General features: G+C 64.4%; 5 protein-coding genes. All 5 read left to right on the top strand.

The genetic code is table 11. The features are described from left to right. The first annotated feature begins 11 nt into the window (after positions 1 to 11). The 5 genes from fadD26 to B586_RS18715 are packed head-to-tail and all read left to right on the top strand — an operon-like array spanning position 12 to position 24,124. Positions 12 to 1,763, top strand: coding sequence for a long-chain-fatty-acid--AMP ligase FAAL26/FadD26 (gene fadD26 / locus B586_RS18735; RefSeq protein WP_054880816.1), 1,752 nt, complete (start codon positions 12 to 14; stop codon positions 1,761 to 1,763). After that, positions 1,760 to 7,393, top strand: a complete 5,634-nt coding sequence (locus B586_RS18730) for a type I polyketide synthase (RefSeq protein WP_054879146.1) — start codon at positions 1,760 to 1,762, stop codon at positions 7,391 to 7,393. Before fadD26 ends, B586_RS18730 begins: the two co-directional genes overlap by 4 nt. Further along, entirely contained in the window at positions 7,393 to 12,048 is a 4,656-nt protein-coding gene (locus B586_RS18725; protein ID WP_054879147.1) for a type I polyketide synthase, read from the top strand. Before B586_RS18730 ends, B586_RS18725 begins: the two co-directional genes overlap by 1 nt. After that, complete coding sequence (locus B586_RS18720) at positions 12,045 to 18,647, top strand: type I polyketide synthase (RefSeq protein WP_054879148.1); 6,603 nt, start codon at positions 12,045 to 12,047, stop codon at positions 18,645 to 18,647. Before B586_RS18725 ends, B586_RS18720 begins: the two co-directional genes overlap by 4 nt. Continuing rightward, positions 18,644 to 24,124: a type I polyketide synthase gene (locus B586_RS18715; RefSeq protein ID WP_054879149.1), complete on the top strand. Its 5,481-nt coding sequence runs from the start codon at positions 18,644 to 18,646 to the stop codon at positions 24,122 to 24,124. Before B586_RS18720 ends, B586_RS18715 begins: the two co-directional genes overlap by 4 nt. The last annotated feature ends 5 nt before the right edge of the window (positions 24,125 to 24,129 follow it).

Below are 24,129 nucleotides of genomic sequence, written 5' to 3'. Positions count from 1 at the left end.
TGGAAGGGGGTATGGTCGTGACCAACTTTTCCGTCCCCGCTTTGCTGAAGGAACGGGCGGATCAGCAGGCTGGCACGACCGCCTACACATACATTGACTACGGATCAGACCCGAAGGGCTTTGCTGAGAGCTTGACGTGGTCGCAAGTTTACACACGCGCTTGCATCATTGCTAAAGAGCTCAAATTGTGTGGTGTGCCCGGTGATAGAGTGGCAATTTTGGCGCCGCAGGGACTGGAATATGTTATCGCGTTCTTAGGGGCTCTCCAGGCCGGATTTATCGCGGTTCCTCTTTCAACACCGCAGTATGCCGTTCACGACGAACGCGTTTCGGCGGTACTACAGGATTCCCAACCGGTCGCTATTCTTACGACTTCGTCCGTGGTTAGCGACGTGGCGAAATACGCTTGTGCACAAGACGGACGGGACGCCCCGTCGGTCATTGAGGTCGATCTGCTTGACTTGAACGCGTCACTCCCGCTGCCGAAGGCCCCTCAGCCCTCTGCTAGGCCGGCTTATCTCCAATACACGTCCGGGTCGACACGCACGCCAGCCGGCGTCATGGTGTCACACAAGAACGTTATCGCTAATGTGATGCAAAGCCTGAACGGCTATTTTGGCGACGCCACAAAGACTCCGAACATGACCCTGTTGTCATGGCTTCCCCTGTTTCACGACATGGGCTTGATTCTTGGGATTTGCGCGCCAATGGTCGCTGGACGAAGCGCGGTGTTGCTGAGCCCGATGTCGTTTTTGCGCCGCCCGGCCTGCTGGATGCAACTTCTCGCGACTATCGGGTCGTGCTTTTCTGCAGCGCCGAATTTTGCTTTCGAGTTGGTCGTGCGCCGAACGTCCGACGACGACATGGCGGGACTCGACCTCGGCGCCGTGCTCGGAATCGTTAGCGGCAGTGAACGAATCCATGTCGCAACGGTGAAGCGTTTCACCGAGCGCTTCGCCCGTTTCAATCTCAACCCCACGGCCGTACGACCGTCATACGGGCTCGCGGAAGCGACCCTATATGTGGCGGCTCCCGAACCTGGCACCGTGCCCAAGGCGGTGCGTTTCGACTACGAGCACCTGACGGCCAGTCAGGCCAAGGCCTGCGGAGCCGAAGGGAGAGGCGCGACCGAACTCATCAGTTACGGATCACCTGATGCATCGGCTGTGCGAATCGTCGATCCGGAGACCATGATCGAGAACCCGGCCGGAACGGTCGGGGAGATCTGGTTACAGGGCGACCATGTGGCCATGGGATATTGGCGCAAGCCCGAGCAGACCGCGCGGACCTTCAACGCCAAGATCGTCGACCCCGCACCTGGCACCCCGGAGGGTCCGTGGCTTCGGACCGGAGACCTGGGTGTCATGTCTGATGGCGAACTGTTCATCATGGGCCGCATCAAAGACCTGCTCATCGTCGATGGTCGCAACCACTACCCGGACGACATCGAGGCGACGATCCAGGAGATCACCGGCGGCCGGGTTGCAGCGATTGGTGTGCCGGACGACATCACCGAGCAGCTGGTGGCGATCATCGAATTCAAGCGACGCGGAGCGTCCGCGGAAGACCACATGCTCAAGCTCCGCTCGGTGAAGCGTGAAGTCACCTCCGCTATATCGAAGTCGCACAGTCTGCATGTGGCCGACCTCGTTCTGGTGCCACCTGGCTCGATCCCGGTCACAACAAGCGGCAAGGTCCGACGTTCAGCCTGTGTCGAACGTTATCGCAGCGACGGGTTCATACGGCTGGACGTGAAGGTATGACGGCGAGCATTGGTGGTGAAGCCGACCTTCGCCACTGGCTGGTCGACTACTTGGTGACGAATATCGGCTGTACACCGGATGAGGTCGACCTTGATCTATCGCTGGCCGACCTGGGCGTGAGCTCCCGCGATGCGGTCGTGCTGTCCGGGGAATTGACAGAGTTGTTAGGCAAGACCGTATCCCCGATCGACTTCTGGGAGCACCCGACGATCAATGCGCTGGCCGCGTATCTCACTGCGCCCGCCCCTGACGGCGAATCGGAAGCGGCGCTGCGGCGCCCGGGCCGGGGTTCACTCGAGGAGCCGATCGCCGTCATCGGGATGGGGTGTCGCTTCCCAGGGGGGATATCTGGTCCAGAAGCGTTGTGGCAGTTTCTGTGTGACCGTCGTTCCTCGATCGGGCAGGTCCCCGACGAACGGTGGGAGCTCTTCGACGACGGCTCGCCGGAAGTCAAGGCACTGCTTGCGCGTACCACGCGGTGGGGCTCATTCTTGGAGGACATCGACGCCTTCGACTCGGAATTCTTCGAGATCTCACCCAGCGAAGCCGACAAGATGGACCCGCAGCAGCGCCTGCTGCTGGAAGTGGCTTGGGAGGCGTTGGAGCACGCGGGAATTTCACCTAACTCGCTGCGCCGTTCGCAGACGGGCGTCTTCGCCGGGTCATGCCTGAGCGAATACGGCGCCATCGCTTCCACCGATCTCCCGCAAGTGGACGGCTGGAGCAACACGGGTGGTGCAATGAGCATCATCGCGAACCGCCTCTCGTATTTTCTCGACCTGCGTGGCCCGTCTGTCGCGGTTGATACCGCGTGCTCGTCGTCGTTGGTCGCGATCCACCTCGCCTGCCAAAGCCTGCGGACCGAGGATTCCAACCTGGCCATTGCGGCGGGCGTGAATTTGTTATTGTCCCCGGCCGTATTTCGCGGTTTCGACCAGGTCGGGGCGTTGTCGCCGACCGGTCGTTGCCGCGCGTTCGACGCGGCCGCCGACGGGTTTGTGCGCGGTGAGGGCGCTGGGGTGGTGGTGCTTAAGCGGTTGACCGACGCGCAGCGCGACGGTGATCGGGTGCTTGCCATTATCTGCGGCTCAGCGGTCAACCAGGATGGCCGCTCCAACGGGCTGATGGCCCCCAACCCGGCGGCCCAAATGGCGGTGCTGCGCGCCGCCTATGCCAACGCCGGAATGCAACCGACCGACATCGACTACGTTGAAACTCACGGGACCGGAACCCTGTTGGGAGATCCGATCGAAGCGCGCGCTTTGGGCGCGGTGCTGGGCCGCGGACGCGCCCAGGATTCTCCGCTACTCATCGGCGCCATCAAGACCAACCTCGGTCACACCGAGGCAGCGGCGGGCATCGCTGGCTTCATCAAGACAGTGCTGGCGGTGCAGCGTGGTCAGATTCCACCGAATCAGTGTTTTGAAAGCCCGAACCCGCACATTCCCTTTGCTGAGTTGCGGATGAAAGTCGTTGACGCCCAGAGAGAATGGCCAGACACAGGGCATCCGCGGCGGGCCGGTGTGTCGTCATTCGGATTCGGTGGGTCGAACGCGCATGTGGTGATCGAGCAGGGCCAGGAAGAGACTCCCACACCCGAGCCGGGGGTGGTCCCGGCACTGTCGACGCTGGTGGTGGCGGGTAAGACGGTGCAGCGGGTGGCAGCGACGGCGGGGGTGCTGGCCGATTGGATTGAGGGGGCCGGCGCTGAGGTGGCGTTGGCTGATGTGGCTCACACGTTGAATCATCATCGGTCGCGGCACGCCAAGTTTGGCACCGTGGTCGCTCGTGACCGGGTCCAGGCGGTGGCGGGATTGCGGGCGTTGGCCGCTGGCCAGCAGGCGCCCGGTGTGGTCGGGCCGCAGGATGGCACGCCTGGGCCGGGAACGGTGTTTGTGTATTCGGGGCGCGGTTCGCAGTGGGCGGGGATGGGGCGCCAGTTATTGGCTGATGAGCCGGCTTTCGCGGCTGCGGTGGCCGAGTTGGAGCCGGTGTTTGTCGCCCATGCCGGTTTCTCGCTGCACGATGTGCTGGCCAATGGTAAGGAACTGGTTGGTATCGAGCAGATCCAGCTGGGTTTGATCGGCATGCAGCTGACGCTGACCGAGTTGTGGCGGTCTTACGGGGTGCAACCGGATTTGGTGATCGGGCATTCGATGGGTGAGGTGGCCGCCGCGGTGGTGGCTGGGGCGCTGACTGCTGCCGAGGGGCTGCGGGTGACCGCTACCCGGTCGCGGCTGATGGCTCCGCTGTCCGGGCAGGGCGGCATGGCGCTGCTCGAGCTTGACGCGGCCGAGACGGAGGGGTTGATCGCCGACTACCCGCAGGTGACGTTGGGGATTTACAACTCGCCGCGCCAAACGGTGATCGCCGGGCCCACCGAACAGATCGATGAGTTGATCGACCGGGTGCGCGCGCAGAACCGGTTCGCCAGTCGGGTCAATATCGAAGTGGCTCCGCACAATCCGGCGATGGATGCGCTACAGCCTCAGATGCGTTCCGAGCTTGCCGATTTGGCTGCGCGGACCCCGACGATTCCGATCCTTTCCACCACCTACGCTGACCTCGGCTCGCGCCCGGTGTTCGATGCCGAGCACTGGGCCACCAATATGCGCAACCCAGTGCATTTCCAGCAGGCGATCATGACCGCCGGAACCGACTACCACACCTTCATCGAAATCAGCGCACACCCGCTGCTGACCCAGGCCATCATTGACACGCTGCACTGCGCCCAGCATGGCACCCGGTACACCAGCATCGGGACCCTGCAACGCGACGCCGACGACACCATCACCTTCCGCACCAACCTCAACACCGCCAACACCGCCCACCCGCCACACACCCCTCATCCTGCGGAACCACACGTAACGATCCCCAGCACCCCCTGGCAGCACACCCGGCATTGGATCACCAGGAAACGTCCGGTCAACTCTGTTGGATTGGCGCCCCGGGTCGGCACACTACTTGGCCAACACACCACGGTTACCGGGGCCTTCGGGGGCTCGGGGAGTCTGCCCATCCACTTGTGGCAGGCGCGGCTGGCGCCGCAGGCCAAGCCGTACCGGGGCTGGCATCGATTCCACGGTGTCGAGGTGGTCCCTGCTTCTATTGTACTGCACACAATCCTTTGCGCCGCAGCGGAATTGGGTTATTCGACGCTATCCGGGATCCGATTCGAGCAACCCATTTTCGCTGATCGACCCCGTCTGATCCAGGTTGTCGTCGATAATCAATCGATCAGCCTGGCCTCAAGTCCTGCCACCGAAACTCCCCAGGACCGGTGGACGCGGCATGTGACCGCGCAGCTTTCCTCAGCACCGGCGCGTTCCGCGGCTCCATCGCACCACCCGGATCAAACTAACGGTCATCTGGACGCGATTGCGGACTCGATTCCCGACATAGCGGCGCTGCTCGCGCTGCGTGGGGTCGACGGCCTGCCTTTCGAGTGGTCCGTGAAGTCATGGACGCAAAAGACGCAGCAGTCAACCGGCCGCACGGTTGGGATCGAGCTTCCCGATGCCCTGCCCGAAGGGGCGGTCGCGCCGCTACTCGACGCCGCAATTCTCGTCCCCGCGCTGGCGGACGTCACCGACACGCGGCTTTACCTGCCGGCAAGCATCGAGCAAGTGTGGTTAGGCGACACCGCCACCGGACCACGCGGCTCGGTGACGTTGAATCGCACTGCTCGCGACGACGACGGGATCACCGTCGATGTCACCGTCGCCGACGGCGGCGGGTTGCCATGGGCGACCATGCGGTCACTTCAGTATCGGGCGCTGGACTTTGACAACGCGCAACAGCCCGGGTCGGTCAGTTTCGTTGAATCCCATGCGGATGCCTGGACAGACGCCAGGAATTTCGTGCACGCGATCGACTGGCAACCGCGGACCGACCTGGATTGCTCCAACACTTCGGTGGCAGGTTCGGGGTCTGTCGCGGTAATCGGCAATGACGGCGCCGCGCTTGGCTTACGCCTCAAGGAGGCGGGCTACACGCTGGCCGCGCCGGCGGCTGGGGTCTCTGAGGTACGTTACGTCGTTTACGTCGCGGATTCCTGTCCGGCAACCGTAGGTGAGACCGATGTCGACTTCGCCGTGCGGACCACCGCCGAGATCAGAGATCTGGTGCGGACTTTAGCGGAGCGGGAGCCGGGTAAGCCCGCAGCGCTGTGGATCGTCACACGCGGAGTTCACGAATCGGTGGCCCCGTCCGCGCTGCGCCAGAGCTTCCTGTGGGGCTTTGCGGGTGTCATCGCTGCGGAGCATCCCGAATTGTGGGGCGGGCTAGTCGATCTCGCAATCGACGATGACCTTGGCGACGCCGCACCGGCACTTGCCAATCTGGTTCAAACATCAACCAAGTCGATCTTGGTACTACGTGACGGTGTCGTGCTCGCCCCGACATTGGCGCCGATCCGAAGTGATCCGGTGCGCAAATCCTTGCAATGCAAGGCCGATGCGGCCTACCTCATCACCGGTGGAATGGGTGCGCTTGGCCTGCTGATGGCTGAGTGGCTCGCCGACCGTGGTGCTCGTCGACTGGTATTGACGGGCCGTACACCGTTGCCGCCAAGGCGGGACTGGGACCTCGACACCCTCCTGAACAGCCAAGCCGGACTGCGTCAGAAGATCGATGCAATCCGCGCCCTGGAGATGCGGGGAGTGACAGTCGAAGCCGTCGCAGCCGACGTCGGCCGTCACGACGATGTGCAGGCCCTGTTGGCCAAGCGTGACCGTGACGGCGCCGCGCCGATCCGCGGGGTCATCCATGCGGCAGGCGTTACGAATGACCAACTCGTGACGAACATGACCGACGATCCGGTTCGTCAGGTGATGTGGCCCAAGATCGCCGGCAGCCAGGTGCTGCACGAGGTCTTTCCGCCCGGCAGCGTGGACTTCTTGTACTTGACCGCCTCGGCCGCAGGAATCTTCGGTATCCCGGGGCAGGGCTCTTACGCTGCCGCGAATTCCTACCTGGACGCGTTGGCGCGGGCGCGCCGCCAACAAGGCTGCCACACTATGAGCCTCGACTGGGTGGCTTGGCGGGGCCTCGGATTCGCCGCTAACGCCCAGCTTGTCGGCGACGAGCTGCAGCGAATGGGGTCGCGTGACATTACGCCTTCGGAGGCGTTCACCGCGTGGGAGTACGTCGATGCCTACGACGTCGCGCAGGCGGTTGTGCTGCCAGTCCCCAGGCCCGACGGGTCCGCCGGCCCCGCCGCTGGGGACAGCTATCTGGTCCCGGCGCGAAACTGGTCGCAGATGGCGGCCACCGAGGTGCGGAAAGAACTTGAAAGTGGCTTACGGACCATCATCGCTGCAGAGCTCCGGGTGGCCGAGGCGGAGCTGGACACCGACCGGCCGTTTGCCGAACTTGGGCTCAACTCCCTTATGGCAATGGCGATTCGGCGTGAAGCCGAGCAGTTCATCGGGATAGAGCTGTCGGCCATCATGCTGTTCAACCATCCAACCGTTGCGTTACTAGCCGCGTATCTGGCAAAAGTAGTTGCACCGCAGCACGATTCGCAAGAAGACAAGATGGCCTCCTTATCCGCCTCAGCGGGAAGCGTATTGGACAGTCTCTTCGACCGCATCGAATCGACCTCGACTGAGGCCGAAGGGTCGGTGTAATGCGGACCGCTTTCAGCCGGATTTCCGGCATGACCGCGCAGCAGCGCGCCACCCTTGCTGAGGAATTCACCAAGATCTCTCGGATCGCGGTAGCAGAGCCCATCGCGGTGGTGGGGATCGGTTGCCGGTTTCCTGGGGACGTGACCGGGCCGGATAGCTTCTGGGATCTGTTGGTCGACGGCCGCAACGCGATCTCGAGAGTACCGGCCGATCGTTGGGACGCGGACGCGTTTTATGACCCTGACCCGTTGACGCCGGGTCGGATGACCACGAAATGGGGCGGTTTCGTCCCCGACATCGCGGGCTTCGACGCGGAATTCTTCGGTATCACACCACGTGAAGCCGCGGCGATGGACCCGCAGCAGCGGATACTGCTCGAGGTTGCCTGGGAAGCCCTCGAAAATGCGGGAATCCCACCGGATTCCCTGGCCGGCAGCCGAACCGGCGTGATGATGGGCGTGTACTTCAACGAATACCAATCCATGTTGGCCGCCAGCCTGGAGAATGTCGACGCCTACAGCGGAACCGGAAACGCCCACAGCATCACCGTCGGCCGAATCTCCTACCTGTTGGGACTGCGTGGTCCATCGGTGGCGGTAGACACCGCATGTTCATCGTCGCTGGTGGCGGTGCACCTGGCCTGCCAGAGTTTGCGGCTGCGCGAAACCGACCTGGCCCTGGCCGGCGGAGTGAGCATCACGCTGCGCCCAGAGACGCAAATCGCAATTTCCGCCTGGGGATTGTTGTCCCCGCAAGGCCGGTGCGCGGCATTCGATGCTGCGGCGGACGGGTTCGTGCGCGGTGAGGGCGCCGGGGTGGTGGTGCTCAAGCGGTTGACTGACGCGGTGCGTGACGGCGACCCGGTGCTGGCGGTGGTGCGCGGTTCTGCGGTCAATCAGGACGGCCGCTCCAACGGTGTCACCGCCCCGAATACCGCCGCGCAGTGTGATGTGATCGCCGATGCCTTGCGCTCTGGTGACATCGCGCCTGAGAGCGTGAACTACGTCGAATCCCATGGCACTGGCACAGTGTTGGGGGACCCGATCGAATTCGAGGCGCTGGCGGCCACCTACGGCCTTAAGAAAGGCCATAGCGAGAGCGCATGCGCGCTGGGGGCCGTCAAGACCAACCTGGGTCACTTGGAGGCGGCGGCCGGGATCGCGGGATTCATCAAGGCGACGCTTTCGGTGCAACGTGCCAAGATCCCGCCGAATCTGCATTTTTCGCAATGGAATCCAGCCATCGACGCCGCGCCGACTAGGTTCTTCGTCCCCACCGAGAACTCCTCGTGGCCGACCTCCGACGGTCACGCAGGGCCGCGTCGCGCGGCGGTGTCGTCGTTTGGCTTGGGTGGGACGAACGCCCACGTCATCATTGAGCAGGGTCCCGAGCTGACACCGGCGACCGAACGCGGCTCCGGCACTGAGGTATCGACGCTGGTGGTGGCGGGTAAGACGGTGCAGCGGGTGGCAGCGACGGCGGGGGTGCTGGCCGATTGGATTGAGGGGGCCGGCGCTGAGGTGGCGTTGGCTGATGTGGCTCACACGTTGAATCATCATCGGTCGCGGCACGCCAAGTTTGGCACCGTGGTCGCTCGTGACCGGGTCCAGGCGGTGGCGGGATTGCGGGCGTTGGCCGCTGGCCAGCAGGCGCCCGGTGTGGTCGGGCCGCAGGATGGCACGCCTGGGCCGGGAACGGTGTTTGTGTATTCGGGGCGCGGTTCGCAGTGGGCGGGGATGGGGCGCCAGTTATTGGCTGATGAGCCGGCTTTCGCGGCTGCGGTGGCCGAGTTGGAGCCGGTGTTTGTCGCCCATGCCGGTTTCTCGCTGCACGATGTGCTGGCCAATGGTAAGGAACTGGTTGGTATCGAGCAGATCCAGCTGGGTTTGATCGGCATGCAGCTGACGCTGACCGAGTTGTGGCGGTCTTACGGGGTGCAACCGGATTTGGTGATCGGGCATTCGATGGGTGAGGTGGCCGCCGCGGTGGTGGCTGGGGCGCTGACTGCTGCCGAGGGGCTGCGGGTGACCGCTACCCGGTCGCGGCTGATGGCTCCGCTGTCCGGGCAGGGCGGCATGGCGCTGCTTGGGCTTGACGCGGCCGAGACGGAGGGGTTGATCGCCGACTACCCGCAGGTGACGTTGGGGATTTACAACTCGCCGCGCCAAACGGTGATCGCCGGGCCCACCGAACAGATCGATGAGTTGATCGACCGGGTGCGCGCGCAGAACCGGTTCGCGAGTCGGGTCAATATCGAAGTGGCTCCGCACAATCCGGCGATGGATGCGCTACAGCCTCAGATGCGTTCCGAGCTTGCCGATTTGGCTGCGCGGACCCCGACGATTCCGATCCTTTCCACCACCTACGCTGACCTCGGCTCGCGCCCGGTGTTCGATGCCGAGCACTGGGCCACCAATATGCGCAACCCAGTACGCTTCCAGCAGGCGATCACCCACGCCATTAGCAACCACCACACCTTCATCGAAATCAGCGCACACCCGCTATTGACTCAAGCCATTACCGACACGTGTGAGAGCGTGCAGCACGAAAGTAAGTATCGCGAATACTTGAGTATCGGGACCCTGCAACGCGATACCGACGACACCATCACCTTCCGCACCAACCTCAACACCGCCCGTCCGGCCAGCCCGCCTGACGTCCCTCATCCGTGCGAGCCGCACCCCCGCATCCCCACCACCCCTTGGCAACACACCCGCCACTGGATCACCACATCGCCGGCAAGCACGACCGCGCTGCAACATCCGGACCGCAACGGGGTTGCGATGCACGCGACCGGAACCGGAAACACCGAGCTCGACAGCTGGAGCTACCAGCTTGACTGGCCGGCTCGCCCCCTGACCAGTGAGCCTGGTGCGGCGCCGGCCAACAACGGCTCGTGGCTGGTGGTATCCGATCCCGGGCTGTCGGACGAACTGGCCCGGTTGGCAATGGTGGCCGATCCTGCGTCCCGGGTTGAAGTCCTTGCACCTTCGGCGCTTGATCATGATGCGAGCACGCTGCACGACCTGCACAACGCTTTACGGGGTGTCGACAACGTGCTCTACGCACCGCCGGTCTCAGCCGAATCGGTCGACCCTGTCGATCCGGAACCCGGGTACCGGCTGTTCCATGCGGTACGACGGTTAGCGGCCGCGATGGTCGTGGGTACCTCGAAACCGAAGCTCGTCGTCGTGACCCGCAATGCCCAACCCATCGCAGTGGGTGAGCGCGCCAATCCCGCCCACGCGGTGCTGTGGGGTTTCGGCCGCACACTGGCGCTGGAGCATCCCGAAATTTGGGGTGGTGTCATCGATCTCGATGAGTCGATGCCTCCCGAGCTGGCCGCGCGGTGCGTATTGGACGAAGTCACCGGCCAGGACGAAAAAGACCGAGAGGACCAGGTCGTCTACCGAGCGGGTGTGCGCCGCGCGCCGCGGCTGCAGCGGCGAACCGCATCCGCGGTGTCGCCGGTGAAACTGAGTTCGGGGCAAGCCACCAGTCAGCTCGTCATCGGGGCCACCGGAAACATCGGACCGCACCTGATCCGTCAGCTCGCCGCAATGGGGGCCACGACGATCGTCACCGTGTCCCGCAATCCCGGCACCCGGCTGGCGGAGTTGGCCGCGAGCCTCGCCGCAACCGGGACGAACCTCATCTCAGTCGCCGCGGATGCGACCGACCCCGCCGCGATGACCGCCCTGTTCGATCGGTTCGGGGTGGATCTGCCTCCGCTGGAGGGAATCTACTTGGCGGCCTTTGCCGGCCAGCCGGTATTGCTGAGCGATATGACCGATGACGACGTGGCCGCGATGTTCCGACCCAAACTGAACGCCGCATCGCTGTTGCACCGTTTGTCGCTGAAACAGCCTGTGAAGTACTTTGTTTCGTTCTCCTCGATCTCAGGTCTCATCGGCTCGCGATGGCTGGCGCACTACACCGCGACCAGTGCCTTCCTGGACACTCTGGGCTACGCCCGGCGGCTGGTAGGACTGCCAGCCACCGTCGTGGCCTGGGGTTTGTGGAAATCGCTGGCCGACGCGCAGCAAGACGCGACCCAGGTGAGCGCTGAATCCGGCCTGCAACCCATGGCTGACGAAGTGGCGATCGGGGCGCTGCCGCTGGTGATGAACCCGGACGCGCCAGTGCATTCGGTTGTGGTGGCAGCGGATTGGCCGCTATTGGCCGCCGCATACCGCACCCGCGGGGCGCTGCGCATGGTCGACGACCTGTTGCCCGCGCCGGGCGAGGTGCCGATGCAGGAAAGCGAATTCCGCAAAGCCCTACGGAACTGCCAGGCAGAACGCCGACACGACATGTTGTTCGACCACGTCAGCGCCTTAGCCGCCAAGGTGATGGGAATGCCTCCCGCCGAAACGCTGGACCCGTCGGCCGGCTTCTTCCAACTTGGCATGGACTCGCTGATGAGCGTGACGCTGCAACGAGCCTTGTCGGACAGTCTTGGCGAATTTTTGCCGGCATCTGTCGTCTTTGATTACCCGACCGTGTACAGCCTTACCGACTATCTGGCCACCATCCTGCCTGAGCTCCTGCAAACAGAAGCACCATCTGAGCCGGCAACGGCCGACGCGTATGACGAATTCACCGAAGCCGAGTTGTTGGAACAACTTTCGGAAAGACTAAGAGGAACGCAATGACCGCCGCGACACCTGATCGCCGGGTGATCATCACCGAGGCGTTGCACAAGATCGATGATCTCACCGCACGCCTGGAAATCGCCGAAAAGTCCAGCACCGAGCCGATCGCAGTGATCGGCATGGGGTGCCGATTCCCGGGCGGGGTCAACAACCCCGAACAGTTCTGGGATCTGTTGCGCGATGGGCGAAATGGCATCGTTCGGGTTCCCGCCGACCGGTGGGATGCCGATGCCTACTACACCGACGATCACACCGTGCCAGGCACGATATGCAGCACCGAAGGCGGCTTTCTCACCGGCTGGCAGCCTGATGAGTTCGATGCGGAGTTCTTCTCAATCTCCCCGCGTGAAGCCTCGGCAATGGACCCGCAGCAGCGGTTGTTGATCGAAGTTGCCTGGGAAGCCTTGGAAGACGCGGGTGTGCAGCCACACACTATTCGCGGGACGCAAACCTCGGTATTCGTCGGCGTCACCGCCTACGATTACATGCTTACGCTGGCAGGCCGGTTGCGGCCCGAAGACCTCGACGCCTACATACCAACCGGCAATTCAGCGAACTTCGCTGCTGGACGGTTGGCCTACATCCTCGGAGCTCGGGGTCCGGCGGTGGTTATCGACACCGCCTGCTCGTCGTCGTTGGTGGCCGTGCACCTGGCATGCCAGAGCTTGCGTAGCCGGGAAAGCGACACGGCCTTAGTCGGTGGAACCAACCTGCTGCTTAGCCCGGGACCGAGCATCGCCTGCTCGCGCTGGGGGATGCTGTCGCCGGAGGGGCAATGCAAGACCTTCGATGTGTCCGCCGACGGGTATGTGCGGGGCGAGGGCGCCGGGGTGGTGGTGCTGAAGCGATTGGATGACGCGGTGCGCGACGGCAACCGCATCCTCGCCGTGGTGCGCGGCTCGGCGGTCAACCAGGACGGCGCCAGCAGCGGCGTGACCGTTCCCAACGGGCCGGCGCAGCAGGAGTTGCTCCGCACCGCGTTAGCGTCGTCGAAGTTAGCCGCTGCGGACATCGACTACATCGAGGCCCACGGAACGGGCACCCCGTTGGGTGATCCGATCGAACTCGATTCGTTGAGCAAGGTTTTCAACGATCGGGAGGGCTCTGCTCCGTTGGTGATCGGGTCGGTGAAGACCAATCTTGGTCATCTGGAAGCGGCGGCGGGTGTCGCTGGGCTAATAAAAGCTGTGCTCGCCATTCGCAACGGGTACATTCCGCGGCACCTCAACTTCCACCAGTTGACAACACATGCCAGCGAGGCGGCAGTGCGGCTAAACATTGCCGCCGAAGGCCTCGAATGGCCGACCACCGGTCGGCCTCGCCGGGCGGGGGTGTCGTCGTTCGGCGTCAGTGGAACGAATGCACATGTGGTGCTCGAACAGGCACCCGCGCCGGTGGCAGCGCCTGGGTCGCAGCCGAGCCCTGATCCGGCGGTGTCGACGCTGGTGGTGTCCGGCAAGACGGTGCAGCGGGTGGCCGCGACGGCGTCGGTGCTGGCCGATTGGATGGAAGGCCCCGGCGCTGCGGTGCCGCTGGCTGATGTTGCGCACACCCTGAACCATCACCGGGCCCGGCACACCAAGTTCGGCACGGTGGCGGCCGTTGATCGGGGCCAAGCGGTGGCGGGGTTGCGGGCGCTGGCCGCGGGTCAATCCGCTTCCGGCGTGGTGGCCCCCCGTGACAGCGCGGTCGGTCCGGGCACGGTGTTCGTCTACTCGGGACGAGGATCACAGTGGGCCGGAATGGGCCGCCAACTGCTGGCCGACGAACCGGCATTCGCCGAAGCCATCGCCAAACTAGAGCCTGAATTCGTTGCACAAGCGGGCTTTTCGCTGCACGATGTGCTGGCCAACGGCAAGGAACTGGTTGGTATCGAGCAGATCCAGCTGGGACTGATGGGGATGCAGCTGGCGCTGACCGAGTTGTGGCGGTCCTACGGGGTGGAACCAGATGCGGTGATCGGTCACTCGATGGGCGAAGTGGCCGCCGCGGTGGTGGCCGGTGCGCTGACCCCCGCTCAGGGGCTACGGGTCACCGCGACCCGGTCGCGGCTGATGGCGCCGTTGTCTGGGCAGGGCACGATGGCGTTGCTCGAACTCGACGCCGCGGCGACCGAGACGTTGATCGCCGACTACCCGCAAGTGAGCTTGGGGATCTATGCCTCCCCGCGCCAAACCGTGATCGCCGGGCCGACGGCCATGATCGACGCTCTGATCGATAAGGTGCGCCAGCAGGACGGTTTCGCCACCCGAGTCAACATCGAAGTGGCACCACACAACCCGGCCATGGATGCGCTGCAACCCCAGATGCGTTCGGAATTAGCCGATCTCACCCCGCAGCCACCAACCATCCCGATCATCTCCACCACCTACGAGGACCTCAGCAGCACTCCCATCTTCGACGCCGAGCACTGGGCGACCAACATGCGTAACCCGGTGCGCTTTCAGCAGGCCATCACTCACGCCAGTAGTGGCATCGGCGGCGACTACCACACCTTCATCGAAATCAGCGCACACCCACTGCTCACCCACTCGATCAGCGACATCGTGCGCAGCATCGACGGCGCAGCCGATGAAAATACCGTTAGCGCCGGCTATTTGAGCATCGGCACTCTGCAACGCGACGCCCACGATACCCTCGAGTTCCACACCAACCTCAACGCAACGCACACCAGCCGCCCACCCCGAACTCCCCACCCCTGCGAACCACACCCCGTGCTGCCCACCACCCCGTGGCAGCACACCCGCCACTGGATCAGCGCCACATCGGCGGCATACCACAGGGCGGATATCCACCCGCTGCTTGGCGTCGGTGTCACCGACCCCACCAATGGCACCCGGGTTTGGGAAAGCGAGCTCGACCCTGATCTGCTGTGGCTCGGGGATCACGTTATCGACGATCTCTGCGTGCTGCCGGGTGCGGCCTACGCCGAGGTCGCGCTGGCGGCCGCGACGGACGCCTTCCCAGACGAGCGAACTGAACAAGGTCAGCCGTGGATGATCTGCGAGCTTGACCTTCACCAGGTTTTGCACGTGACCGAAGGTATTGTTCTCGTCACCACGCTCACCGGCGACGAGCAGCGGTGCCGGGTCGAAATACGCACTCGCAGTGGCTCTTCGGGTTGGACCACCCATGCCACCGCCACCGTTGGACGTGCCGAGCCAGTGCAGCCGTCGGATCGCCAGGGGCGCGACGCAACCCCGGCCGATGTAGTGGACGAACTCGACCCCGACGACTTGTATCAGCGGCTGCGGGGCGCCGGCCAACAACACGGACCGGCGTTTCAAGGGATCGTCGGGCTCGCGGTCGAAGAATCCGGTGCCGCCCGCGCTGAAGTGCGGTTACCCTCTTCGGCCAGAATGGGGTCCCGCGACTTCCTGCTGCACCCGGTCATGATGGATATCGCGTTGCAGACACTGGGTGCTACCCGGATGGCGACCGACTTGGCCGGCGGGCAGACCGCCCGGCAAACATTGGTGCTGCCAGTACGTTTCGCGGGCGTGCATGTGTACGGCGATATCACCCGCGGTGTCTGCGCGGTCGGGTCGCTGATCGCAACCGAGGGCTCAGATCGGCTGGTCGGCGAAGTCGTCCTGACTGATCAGGACGGCCAACCGTTACTCGTCATCGACGAAGTCCAGATGGCGGTGCTTGGCGCCGGTAGCGGCGCAACGGAACTTACCGATCGCCTATTCGCGTTGGAGTGGGAGCCCGCACCGCTGGACAAGGCGGCCCAGAGGTCTTCGGCGCAGAGTGGTCTGTTGTTGATCGGTGACGTCGCCGCCGGCGACCCGCTGCTGCCCGCGCTGCAGTCGTCGCTGCGCGACCGGTTGAGCGAAAGTGGGGCAGAAGTTGGGCTGGTCTCCGCAGACGACCAAGCGAAGCTGCAGGCGGCGATCACCCGAACCGACATCAGCTGGGATGGCATCGTCGTGGTGTGTCCGCCGCGAGCGAGCGATGAGTCGTTGTCCGATGATGCTCAACTGGAACTAGCGCAGACGCGCACCCTCCAGATCGCCGATGTGGTCCAGGCGGTGACGCGCATGGGTGCCCGCAAGAGTCCGCGACTGTGGATCGTCACCCGAGGCGCGCAGCAGCTCGATGCAGGCGAGTCAATCACGTTGGCGCAGACCGAGCTACGTGGAGTCGTCCGGGTGCTTACGTTCGAGCATTCGGAACTCAAGGCGACGCTGCTTGACATCGAAGCCGACGGCACAGGCTCACTGGCCGACCTGACCGAGGAGCTGCTGGCCGGTTGCGACCACGACGAGGTCGCCTACCGGGACGGGCAACGCTACGTCAACCGGTTGGTGCCGGCGCCGACCACGCCGAAGGGCGAACTGGCCGGCGAAACTCGCCGCACGGTCGTAGAACTGGATGGCTCAGGCGCAGTCCGGCTGCAGATCGATCAACCCGGACGACTGGACGCATTGACGGTGCACCAGGTTAAGCGGGGCAAGCCGCAAGGCGATCAGGTCGAGGTTCGGGTCGTCGCCGCGGGACTCAACTTCAGCGATGTGCTCAAGGCGATGGGCGTGTACCCGGGACTCGACGGTGCCGCACCAGTGATCGGTGGCGAATGCGTCGGCTACGTGACGGCCATCGGCGACGACGTTGACTCTGTCGAGGTTGGGCAGCGCGTTATCGCCTTTGGCCCCGGCACATTCGGAACACACCTCGGGACGATTGCCGACCTCGTCGTCCCCATCCCCGACACGCTACCCGATCACGAGGCGGCCACGTTCGGCGTCGCGTACCTCACCGCTTGGCACTGCCTGTGTGAGGTTGGGCGGCTGTCCCCCGGTGAACGCGTGCTGATCCATTCCGCCACCGGCGGTGTCGGCATGGCGGCGGTTTCGATCGCCAAGATGATCGGCGCTCGCATCTACACGACGGCCGGCTCTGATGCCAAGCGACAAATGCTGTCCGAGCTCGGGGTCGAGTATGTTGGCGACTCGCGAAGCGTGGACTTCGCCGACGAGATACTTGAGCTTACGGACGGCTATGGCGTCGATATCATTCTCAATTCGCTGGCAGGTGAAGCGATTCAGCGCGGCGTGCAGATACTTTCTCCCGGCGGCCGGTTCATCGAAATTGGCAAGAAAGATGTCTACGCCGATGCCAACTTGGGCTTGGCCGCACTGGCGAAGAGTGCGTCCTTCTCCGTGGTAGACCTTGATCTGAATCTGAAGCTGCAACCGGCGCGGTATCGCCAACTGCTGCAAGACATCTTGGCGCACGTAGCCGATGGCGGACTACAGGTGCTTCCTGTCACCGAATTCAGCCTGCACGACGCGGCCGACGCATTTCGGCTCATGGCGTCCGGCAAGCACACCGGCAAGATCGTCATATCAATACCGCGCGAGGGCAGTATCGACGCGATCGCGTCCCCGCCACCGGTTCCACTGGTCAGCCAAGACGGCGGCTACCTGATCGTCGGTGGTATGGGCGGTCTCGGTTTCGTCGTCGCGCGGTGGCTGGCCGAGCAAGGCGCGGGATTGATTGTCCTGAATGGACGTTCGGCTCCCAGCGATGACGTTGCGGCGGCCATCGCGGACCTGACCGCCGCCGGTCACCGGATTGAGGTGGTCACCGGTGACATTTCCGAACCCGGCACGGCGGAGGCGCTGGTGCACGCGGTCCAAAGCGCGGGTTTCCGGTTGGCTGGAGTTCTGCACAGCGCCATGGTTCTCGCCGACGAGATCGTGCTGAATATGACGGATTCCGCCGCGAGACGGGTGTTCGCTCCGAAAGTCTCCGGCAGCTGGCGGCTACATCAGGCCACCGCTGCGCTCGACGTCGACTGGTGGTTGACCTTCTCTTCGGCCTCCTCGCTGCTCGGCACACCCGGGCAGGGTGCCTATGCCGCCGCGAACTCGTGGGTCGACGGCCTCGTTGCCCATCGGCGCTCGCTTGGACTGCCCGCCGTCGGAATCAACTGGGGCCCATGGGCCGAGGTGGGGCGGGCCCAGTTCTTCGCCGATCTCGGTGTCTCGCTGATCACCGCCGAGCAGGGGCTGGCCGCGATGCAGACGGTGCTTGCCGCTGATCGTGCGCAAACCGGTGTGTTCAGCCTCGACGCGCGGCAGTGGTTCCAATCCTTCCCGGCCGTGGCGGGGTCGTCGTTGTTCGCCAACTTGCAGGACACGGCAACCCTGAAAAGCGGGGAACGGCGCGGCGGGGGCAAGATTCGTGCGCAACTGGACGCTCTCGACGCGGCCGAACGCCCGGGACGCCTCGCATCGGCGATCGCCGACGAGATCCGCGGGGTGTTGCGCTCGAGCGATCCAATCGACCACGACCGGCCGCTGGAGACGCTTGGCCTCGACTCTTTGATGGGTCTGGAGTTGCGAAACCGGTTGGAAGCCAGTCTGGGCATCACGTTGCCTGTCGCGCTGGTATGGGCATATCCGACAATCACCGACCTCGCGACCGCACTATGCGAACGTATGGACTATGCGTTACCGGCCGAGGCGCAGGAGGCTCCTGGTGCGGACGCGGAACTGTCCGAAGAGGAGATGGACCTGCTCTCTGATCTGGTCGAGGCCAGCGAGCTGGCCGCGACATTATCGGATGGCGCAACGAGAGGCGAGTCATGACGAGCTTGGCGGAGCGCGCAGCGCAACTGTCGCCGAACGCACGAGCGGCCTTGGCGCGCGAACTGGTCCGGGCTGGGACCGCTTTCCCGACCGACATTTCAGAGCCAGTCGCTGTGGTGGGCATCGGTTGTCGTTTCCCGGGGAATGTGACTGGGCCAGAGAGCTTTTGGCAGCTGCTGGTCGACGGCGGCGATGCGATCAGCGAGGTGCCACCGGATCGGTGGGATGCGGACGCGTTCTACGATCCCGACCCGTCGGCGTCGGGGCGGATGACGACGAAGTGGGGCGGTTTCGTTCCCGACGTTGACGCTTTCGACGCCGACTTCTTCGGCATCACACCTCGTGAAGCCGTGGCGATGGATCCGCAGCATCGGATGCTGCTCGAGGTTGCCTGGGAATCCCTTGAGCACGCCGGCATTGCACCCGATTCGCTCAGCGGCACCCGGACCGCGGTGATGATGGGGCTGTCCTCGTGGGACTACACGATCGTCAACATCGAGCGCAGAGCCGACATCGACGCTTACCTGAGCACCGGGACTCCGCACTGCGCGGCAGTGGGACGGATCTCGTATCTGTTGGGATTGCGCGGTCCGGCGGTAGCCGTGGACACCGCGTGCTCGTCGTCGTTGGTGGCAATCCACCTGGCGTGTCAGAGCTTACGGCTACGTGAGAGCGACGTGGCACTAGCCGGCGGTGTGCAGCTCACCTTGTCGCCGTTCACCGCCATCGCGTTGTCCAAGTGGTCGGCGCTATCGCCGACCGGACGATGCAATAGCTTCGACGCCAACGCGGACGGATTCGTGCGCGGCGAGGGCTGCGGAGTGGTGGTGCTCAAACGGCTAGCCGACGCGCTCCGTGACCAGGATCGTGTGCTGGCCGTGATTCGTGGTTCAGCGACCAATCAAGACGGTCGGTCCAACGGCATGACCGCGCCCAACGCGCTGGCGCAACGCGACGTGATCACGACCGCCTTGCGGCTAGCGGATGTCACCCCCGACAGCGTGAACTATGTCGAAACACACGGCACCGGAACGGTGTTGGGCGACCCTATCGAGTTCGAGTCGTTGGCGGCCACCTACGGCCTGAAAAAAGGCCAGGGCGAGGGCTCGTGCGCTTTGGGGTCGGTGAAGACCAACATCGGCCATCTGGAGGCCGCCGCCGGAGTCGCCGGATTCATCAAGACGGTGCTGGCGGTGCAGCGCGGACACATTCCGCGTAATTTGCACTTCACTCGATGGAACCCGGCCATTGACGCGTCGACGACCCGGCTGTTTGTGCCTACCGAGAGCGCACCATGGCCGGCAGCACCGGGTCCGCGGCGAGCAGCGGTGTCTTCGTTCGGTCTCAGCGGGACCAACGCGCATATGGTGATCGAGCAGGCGCCAGACACGACCGTGCCGACAGCCGTTGGGACGCCACATGTTTCAGCCCTGGTGGTATCGGGCAAGACGGCCACACGGGTGGCGTCGGCGGCCGCGGCGTTGGCCGACTGGATGTCGGGGCCGGGCGCGGCGGCCCCGCTGCCCGACGTGGCGCACACGCTGAACCAGCACCGGGTCCGGCACCCCCAGTTGGCTACCGTGCTCGCGCGTGACCACGCGGAGGCGGTCGCGGGGTTACGGGCACTGGCGGCCGGACAGCCACGAGTGGGAGTGGTGGGTTGCGATCAGCATGCCGCTGGGCCCGGCCGAGTCTTTGTGTATTCGGGCCAGGGCTCGCAGTGGGCAGGGATGGGCAGGCAGCTGCTGGCCGATGAGCCGGCGTTCGCCAAGGCGGTCGCTGAACTGGAGCCCACATTCGTTGCCCAGGTCGGTTTTTCGCTGCAGCAGACACTTGCCGACGGCGACGAGGTGGTAGGCATCGAACGCATCCAGCCGGTGCTGGTAGGGATGCAGTTGGCGCTCACCGAGTTGTGGCGTTCCTACGGGGTGACACCGGATGCCGTGATCGGGCACTCGATGGGTGAGGTGTCCGCGGCGGTGGTAGCCGGCGCGTTGACGCCCGAGCAGGGCCTGCGGGTGATCGCTACCCGGTCGAAGTTGATGGCGCGGCTGTCGGGCCAGGGCGCGATGGCGCTGCTCGAGTTGGACGCCGACGCCACCGAGTCGCTGATTGCTGACTATCCGCAGGTGACGCTGGCGGTGTACGCCTCGCCGCGCCAATCGGTGATTGCCGGCCCGCCGGAGTCGGTGGATGCGGTGATCTCCGCGGTGGCGGCGCAGAATCGGTTAGCGCGCCGCGTCGATGTTGAGGTGGCCTCGCACCATTCGATCATCGATCCGATTCTCCCCGAGTTGCGAAGTGCACTAGCGGATTTGACTCCGCAGACGCTGAGCATCCCGATCATCACCACCACTCACGAGCACGCCCAGGCGGTGATGGACGCCGACTATTGGGCAGCTAATCTGCGCAACCCGGTGCGGTTCCACCAGGCCATCACACAGGCCGCTAGCGGTGCCGGCGGCCCTCAGTGCACGTTCATTGAGATCAGCCCCCACCCCGTGCTCACACACGCCATCACCGACACCGTCGGCGAGACCGGCGTCGTCACCCATACCGTTTTGGGGGCGATGAACCGCGACCTTGACCAGACCCTGTTCTTCCACGCCCAACTTGCCACCGTCGGAGTGACCGGGTCGGACAGCGCCAACGGCCGACTGGTGGATCTGCCACCCACACCGTGGCAGCACTCGCGATTCTGGGTTGCGGATCGATCAGCGATGTCGGAGCTGGCCGTGACCCACCCGCTGCTCGGTGTGCACATCGAGATGCCTGGCAGCGGAGACCACGTCTGGCAGGCAGATGTCGGAACCGACGTATGCCCCTGGCTGGCCGACCACAAGGTGTTCGGCCAGCCCATCATGCCGGCCGCCGCGTTTGCCGAGATCGCTGTGGCCGCGGCCAGCGAAGCGCTCGGTGTACCCGCTGGCGCCATTATGATCAACCAGTTCGAGGTCGAGCAGATGCTTCCCCTCGACAACCACACACCGCTGACGACGCAGTTAACTCGCCACGGGGACAGCAATATTCGGGTCGAAGTCTATTCCCGCTCACCTCGCGGTGACTTCTCTCGGCACGCCACGGCCAAGGTTGAGCACGTATCGCACCATGTCGCGCAGCCGTACCAGCAAGCACCCGGTTCTTCGAACGAGGTAACCGTGTCGCCAGCCGATTTCTACGCCGTGCTCCGGCAGACCGGTCAACACCATGGTCCGGTGTTTGCGGCATTGACCCGGATAGCTCGGCTGCCCGACGGTTCCGCGGAAACCGAGATCACCGTTCCCGACGAGGCTCCCCGGCATCCCGGATATCGGCTCCACCCCGTCGTGCTGGATGCGGCGCTGCAAAGTGTCGGTGCCGCAATACCCGACGGCGAGGCCGCAGGGTCGGCGGAGGTCAGCTACCTGCCGGTGTCGTTCGAGACGATCCGGGTATACCGCGACATCGGTCGGCACGCCCGGTGTCGGGCACGCCTGACGAACCTCGACGGCGGCGCCGGCAAGTTGGGCAAGATCGTCTTGATCGACGACGCCGGTTACGTAGCAGCCGAAGTGGATGGCATCTACCTGCGACGTGTCGAGCGTCGTGCGGTACCATTGCCGTTGGCGCAGAAGGTCTTCGACGCCGAGTGGATCGAAAGCCCGATTTCGGTCTCGCCGGCTTCGGAGTCGGCCACCGAGACAGCGCGCACAAGTTGGTTGGTACTCACCGACTTGGATCCCTCAGCTAAATCCCTGGCAGACGAATTCATCGCAGGGTGGAGCTCACCGATGCGGCGGGTGCACACCGCCAATCTCCACGACGAATCGGCGATGCTTGCCGCATTCGCGGAGACGGCCGGTGATCCAGAGCACCCACCCGTTGGCGTGGTCGTCTTCGTCGGCGGTGCGGCAACCGGGTTGGACGACGGGCTGGTACAAGCGCGGGACTCGGTGTGGTCGATCTCGACTGTCGTTCGTGCGATCGTCGGCACCTGGCACGGTCGATCGCCACGGCTGTGGTTGATCGCTGGTGGTGGTCTTTCCGTTCAGGACGACGAGCCGGGAGCCCCCGCGACGGCCGCCTTGAAGGGTCTGGTGCGAGTGCTGGCCCTGGAGAATCCGGACCTGCGCGCCACCCTGCTCGATCTGGATGCCACGCACGATCGGATCGCTGCGCTGACCGCTGAACTGCACAATTCTGCCAGTGAGTCCGGTGGCGATGATGTGATCGCGTGGCGGGGTGAACGCAGATTCGTCGAACGGCTGTGCCGGGCGACTCTTCCAGCCATATTTGATGTAGGCAAAGACAATCCGGTGGTTCGCCCTGGAGCGGCATACATCGTCACGGGTGGTCTTGGTGGCCTTGGCCTAGTCGTTGCCAGATGGCTGGTAGATCGCGGCGCTGGTCGGGTGGTCCTGGGCGGCCGCAGCGACCCCAGCGAGGAACAGCTCAAAATCGTCGCCGAATTGGAATCTCGCGCCGAAATCGTGCTGGTGCGCGGTGATGTGGCGGCACCAGGTGTGGCCGAAAGTTTGATCGAGGCGGCAGGAAAAGGCCAGCGCGACTTGCGTGGGATAGTGCACGGCGCGGCGGTCATCGAAGACAGTCTGGTGTTCACCATGACCAGAGAAAACCTGGAGCGGGTTTGGACGCCCAAAGCCACCGGCGCCCTGCGGATGCACCAGGCCAGCGCTAGCTGTGAGCTCGACTGGTGGCTGGGGTTCTCGTCCGTTGCTTCGCTCTTGGGCTCGCCCGGACAAGCGGCATACGCATGTGCCAGCGCATGGCTCGACGCGTTGGTCACGTGGCGCAAGGCATCCGGTTTGCCGGCGGCGGTGATCAACTGGGGCCCATGGTCAGACGTGGGCGTCGCCCAGGCGTTGGTAGGCAGTGTTCTTGATACAATCACCCCGGCAGAGGGCATCGAGGCTCTCGACTCGTTGCTGGCCGCCGGCCGGACCCGCACGGGCGTCGCCCGGTTACGTGCCGATAAGGCTCTGGTCACATTCCCGGAGATGCGCAGCATCAGCTACTTCACCTGGGTGGTCGAGCAGCTGGATGCGGCGGGCGACCTGGGCGACTGGGCCGGGCCTGACGCGCTTGCCGATCTCGATCCGGCAGAGGCTCAGCGCGTGGTGACCGAGCGGATGCGCGCGCGGATCGCGGCGGTGATGGGCTACGCTGACCGATCAACAGTCGATCCCGCCGTGCCGTTGACCGAGCTGGGGCTGGATTCCCTGATGGCGGTGCGGATCCGCAACGGTGCACGGGCGGACTTCGGCGTGGAACCGCCGGTGACATTGATCTTGCAGGGCGCGTCCCTACAAGACCTGACGGCCGATCTTGTGCGTCAACTTGGGCTCGCGAGCCCAGAACAGAAGCTCGACAACCTGAAAAGCACGGACACCGTTCGTGACCGCGCGCAGCAGCGTGCGGCGGCGCGACATGGAGCCGCGATGCGGCGCCGACCTAAACCTGACGTACAGGGAGGATAGAACCA

Origin of the sequence: Mycobacterium haemophilum DSM 44634 (assembly GCF_000340435.2) — a bacterium.
Classification (GTDB): Bacteria; Actinomycetota; Actinomycetes; order Mycobacteriales; family Mycobacteriaceae; genus Mycobacterium; species Mycobacterium haemophilum.
This window is presented reverse-complemented; position numbering and strand designations above follow the sequence as displayed.

Bases quoted from the DNA above. Each gene is read 5' to 3' on its own strand.
- B586_RS18715 (WP_054879149.1), top strand. From the start codon at position 18,644: ATGACGAGCTTGGCGGAGCGCGCAGCGCAACTGTCGCCGAACGCACGA.
- B586_RS18720 (WP_054879148.1), top strand. From the start codon at position 12,045: ATGACCGCCGCGACACCTGATCGCCGGGTGATCATCACCGAGGCGTTG.
- B586_RS18730 (WP_054879146.1), top strand. From the start codon at position 1,760: ATGACGGCGAGCATTGGTGGTGAAGCCGACCTTCGCCACTGGCTGGTC.
- B586_RS18725 (WP_054879147.1), top strand. From the start codon at position 7,393: ATGCGGACCGCTTTCAGCCGGATTTCCGGCATGACCGCGCAGCAGCGC.
- fadD26 (WP_054880816.1), top strand. From the start codon at position 12: ATGGTCGTGACCAACTTTTCCGTCCCCGCTTTGCTGAAGGAACGGGCG.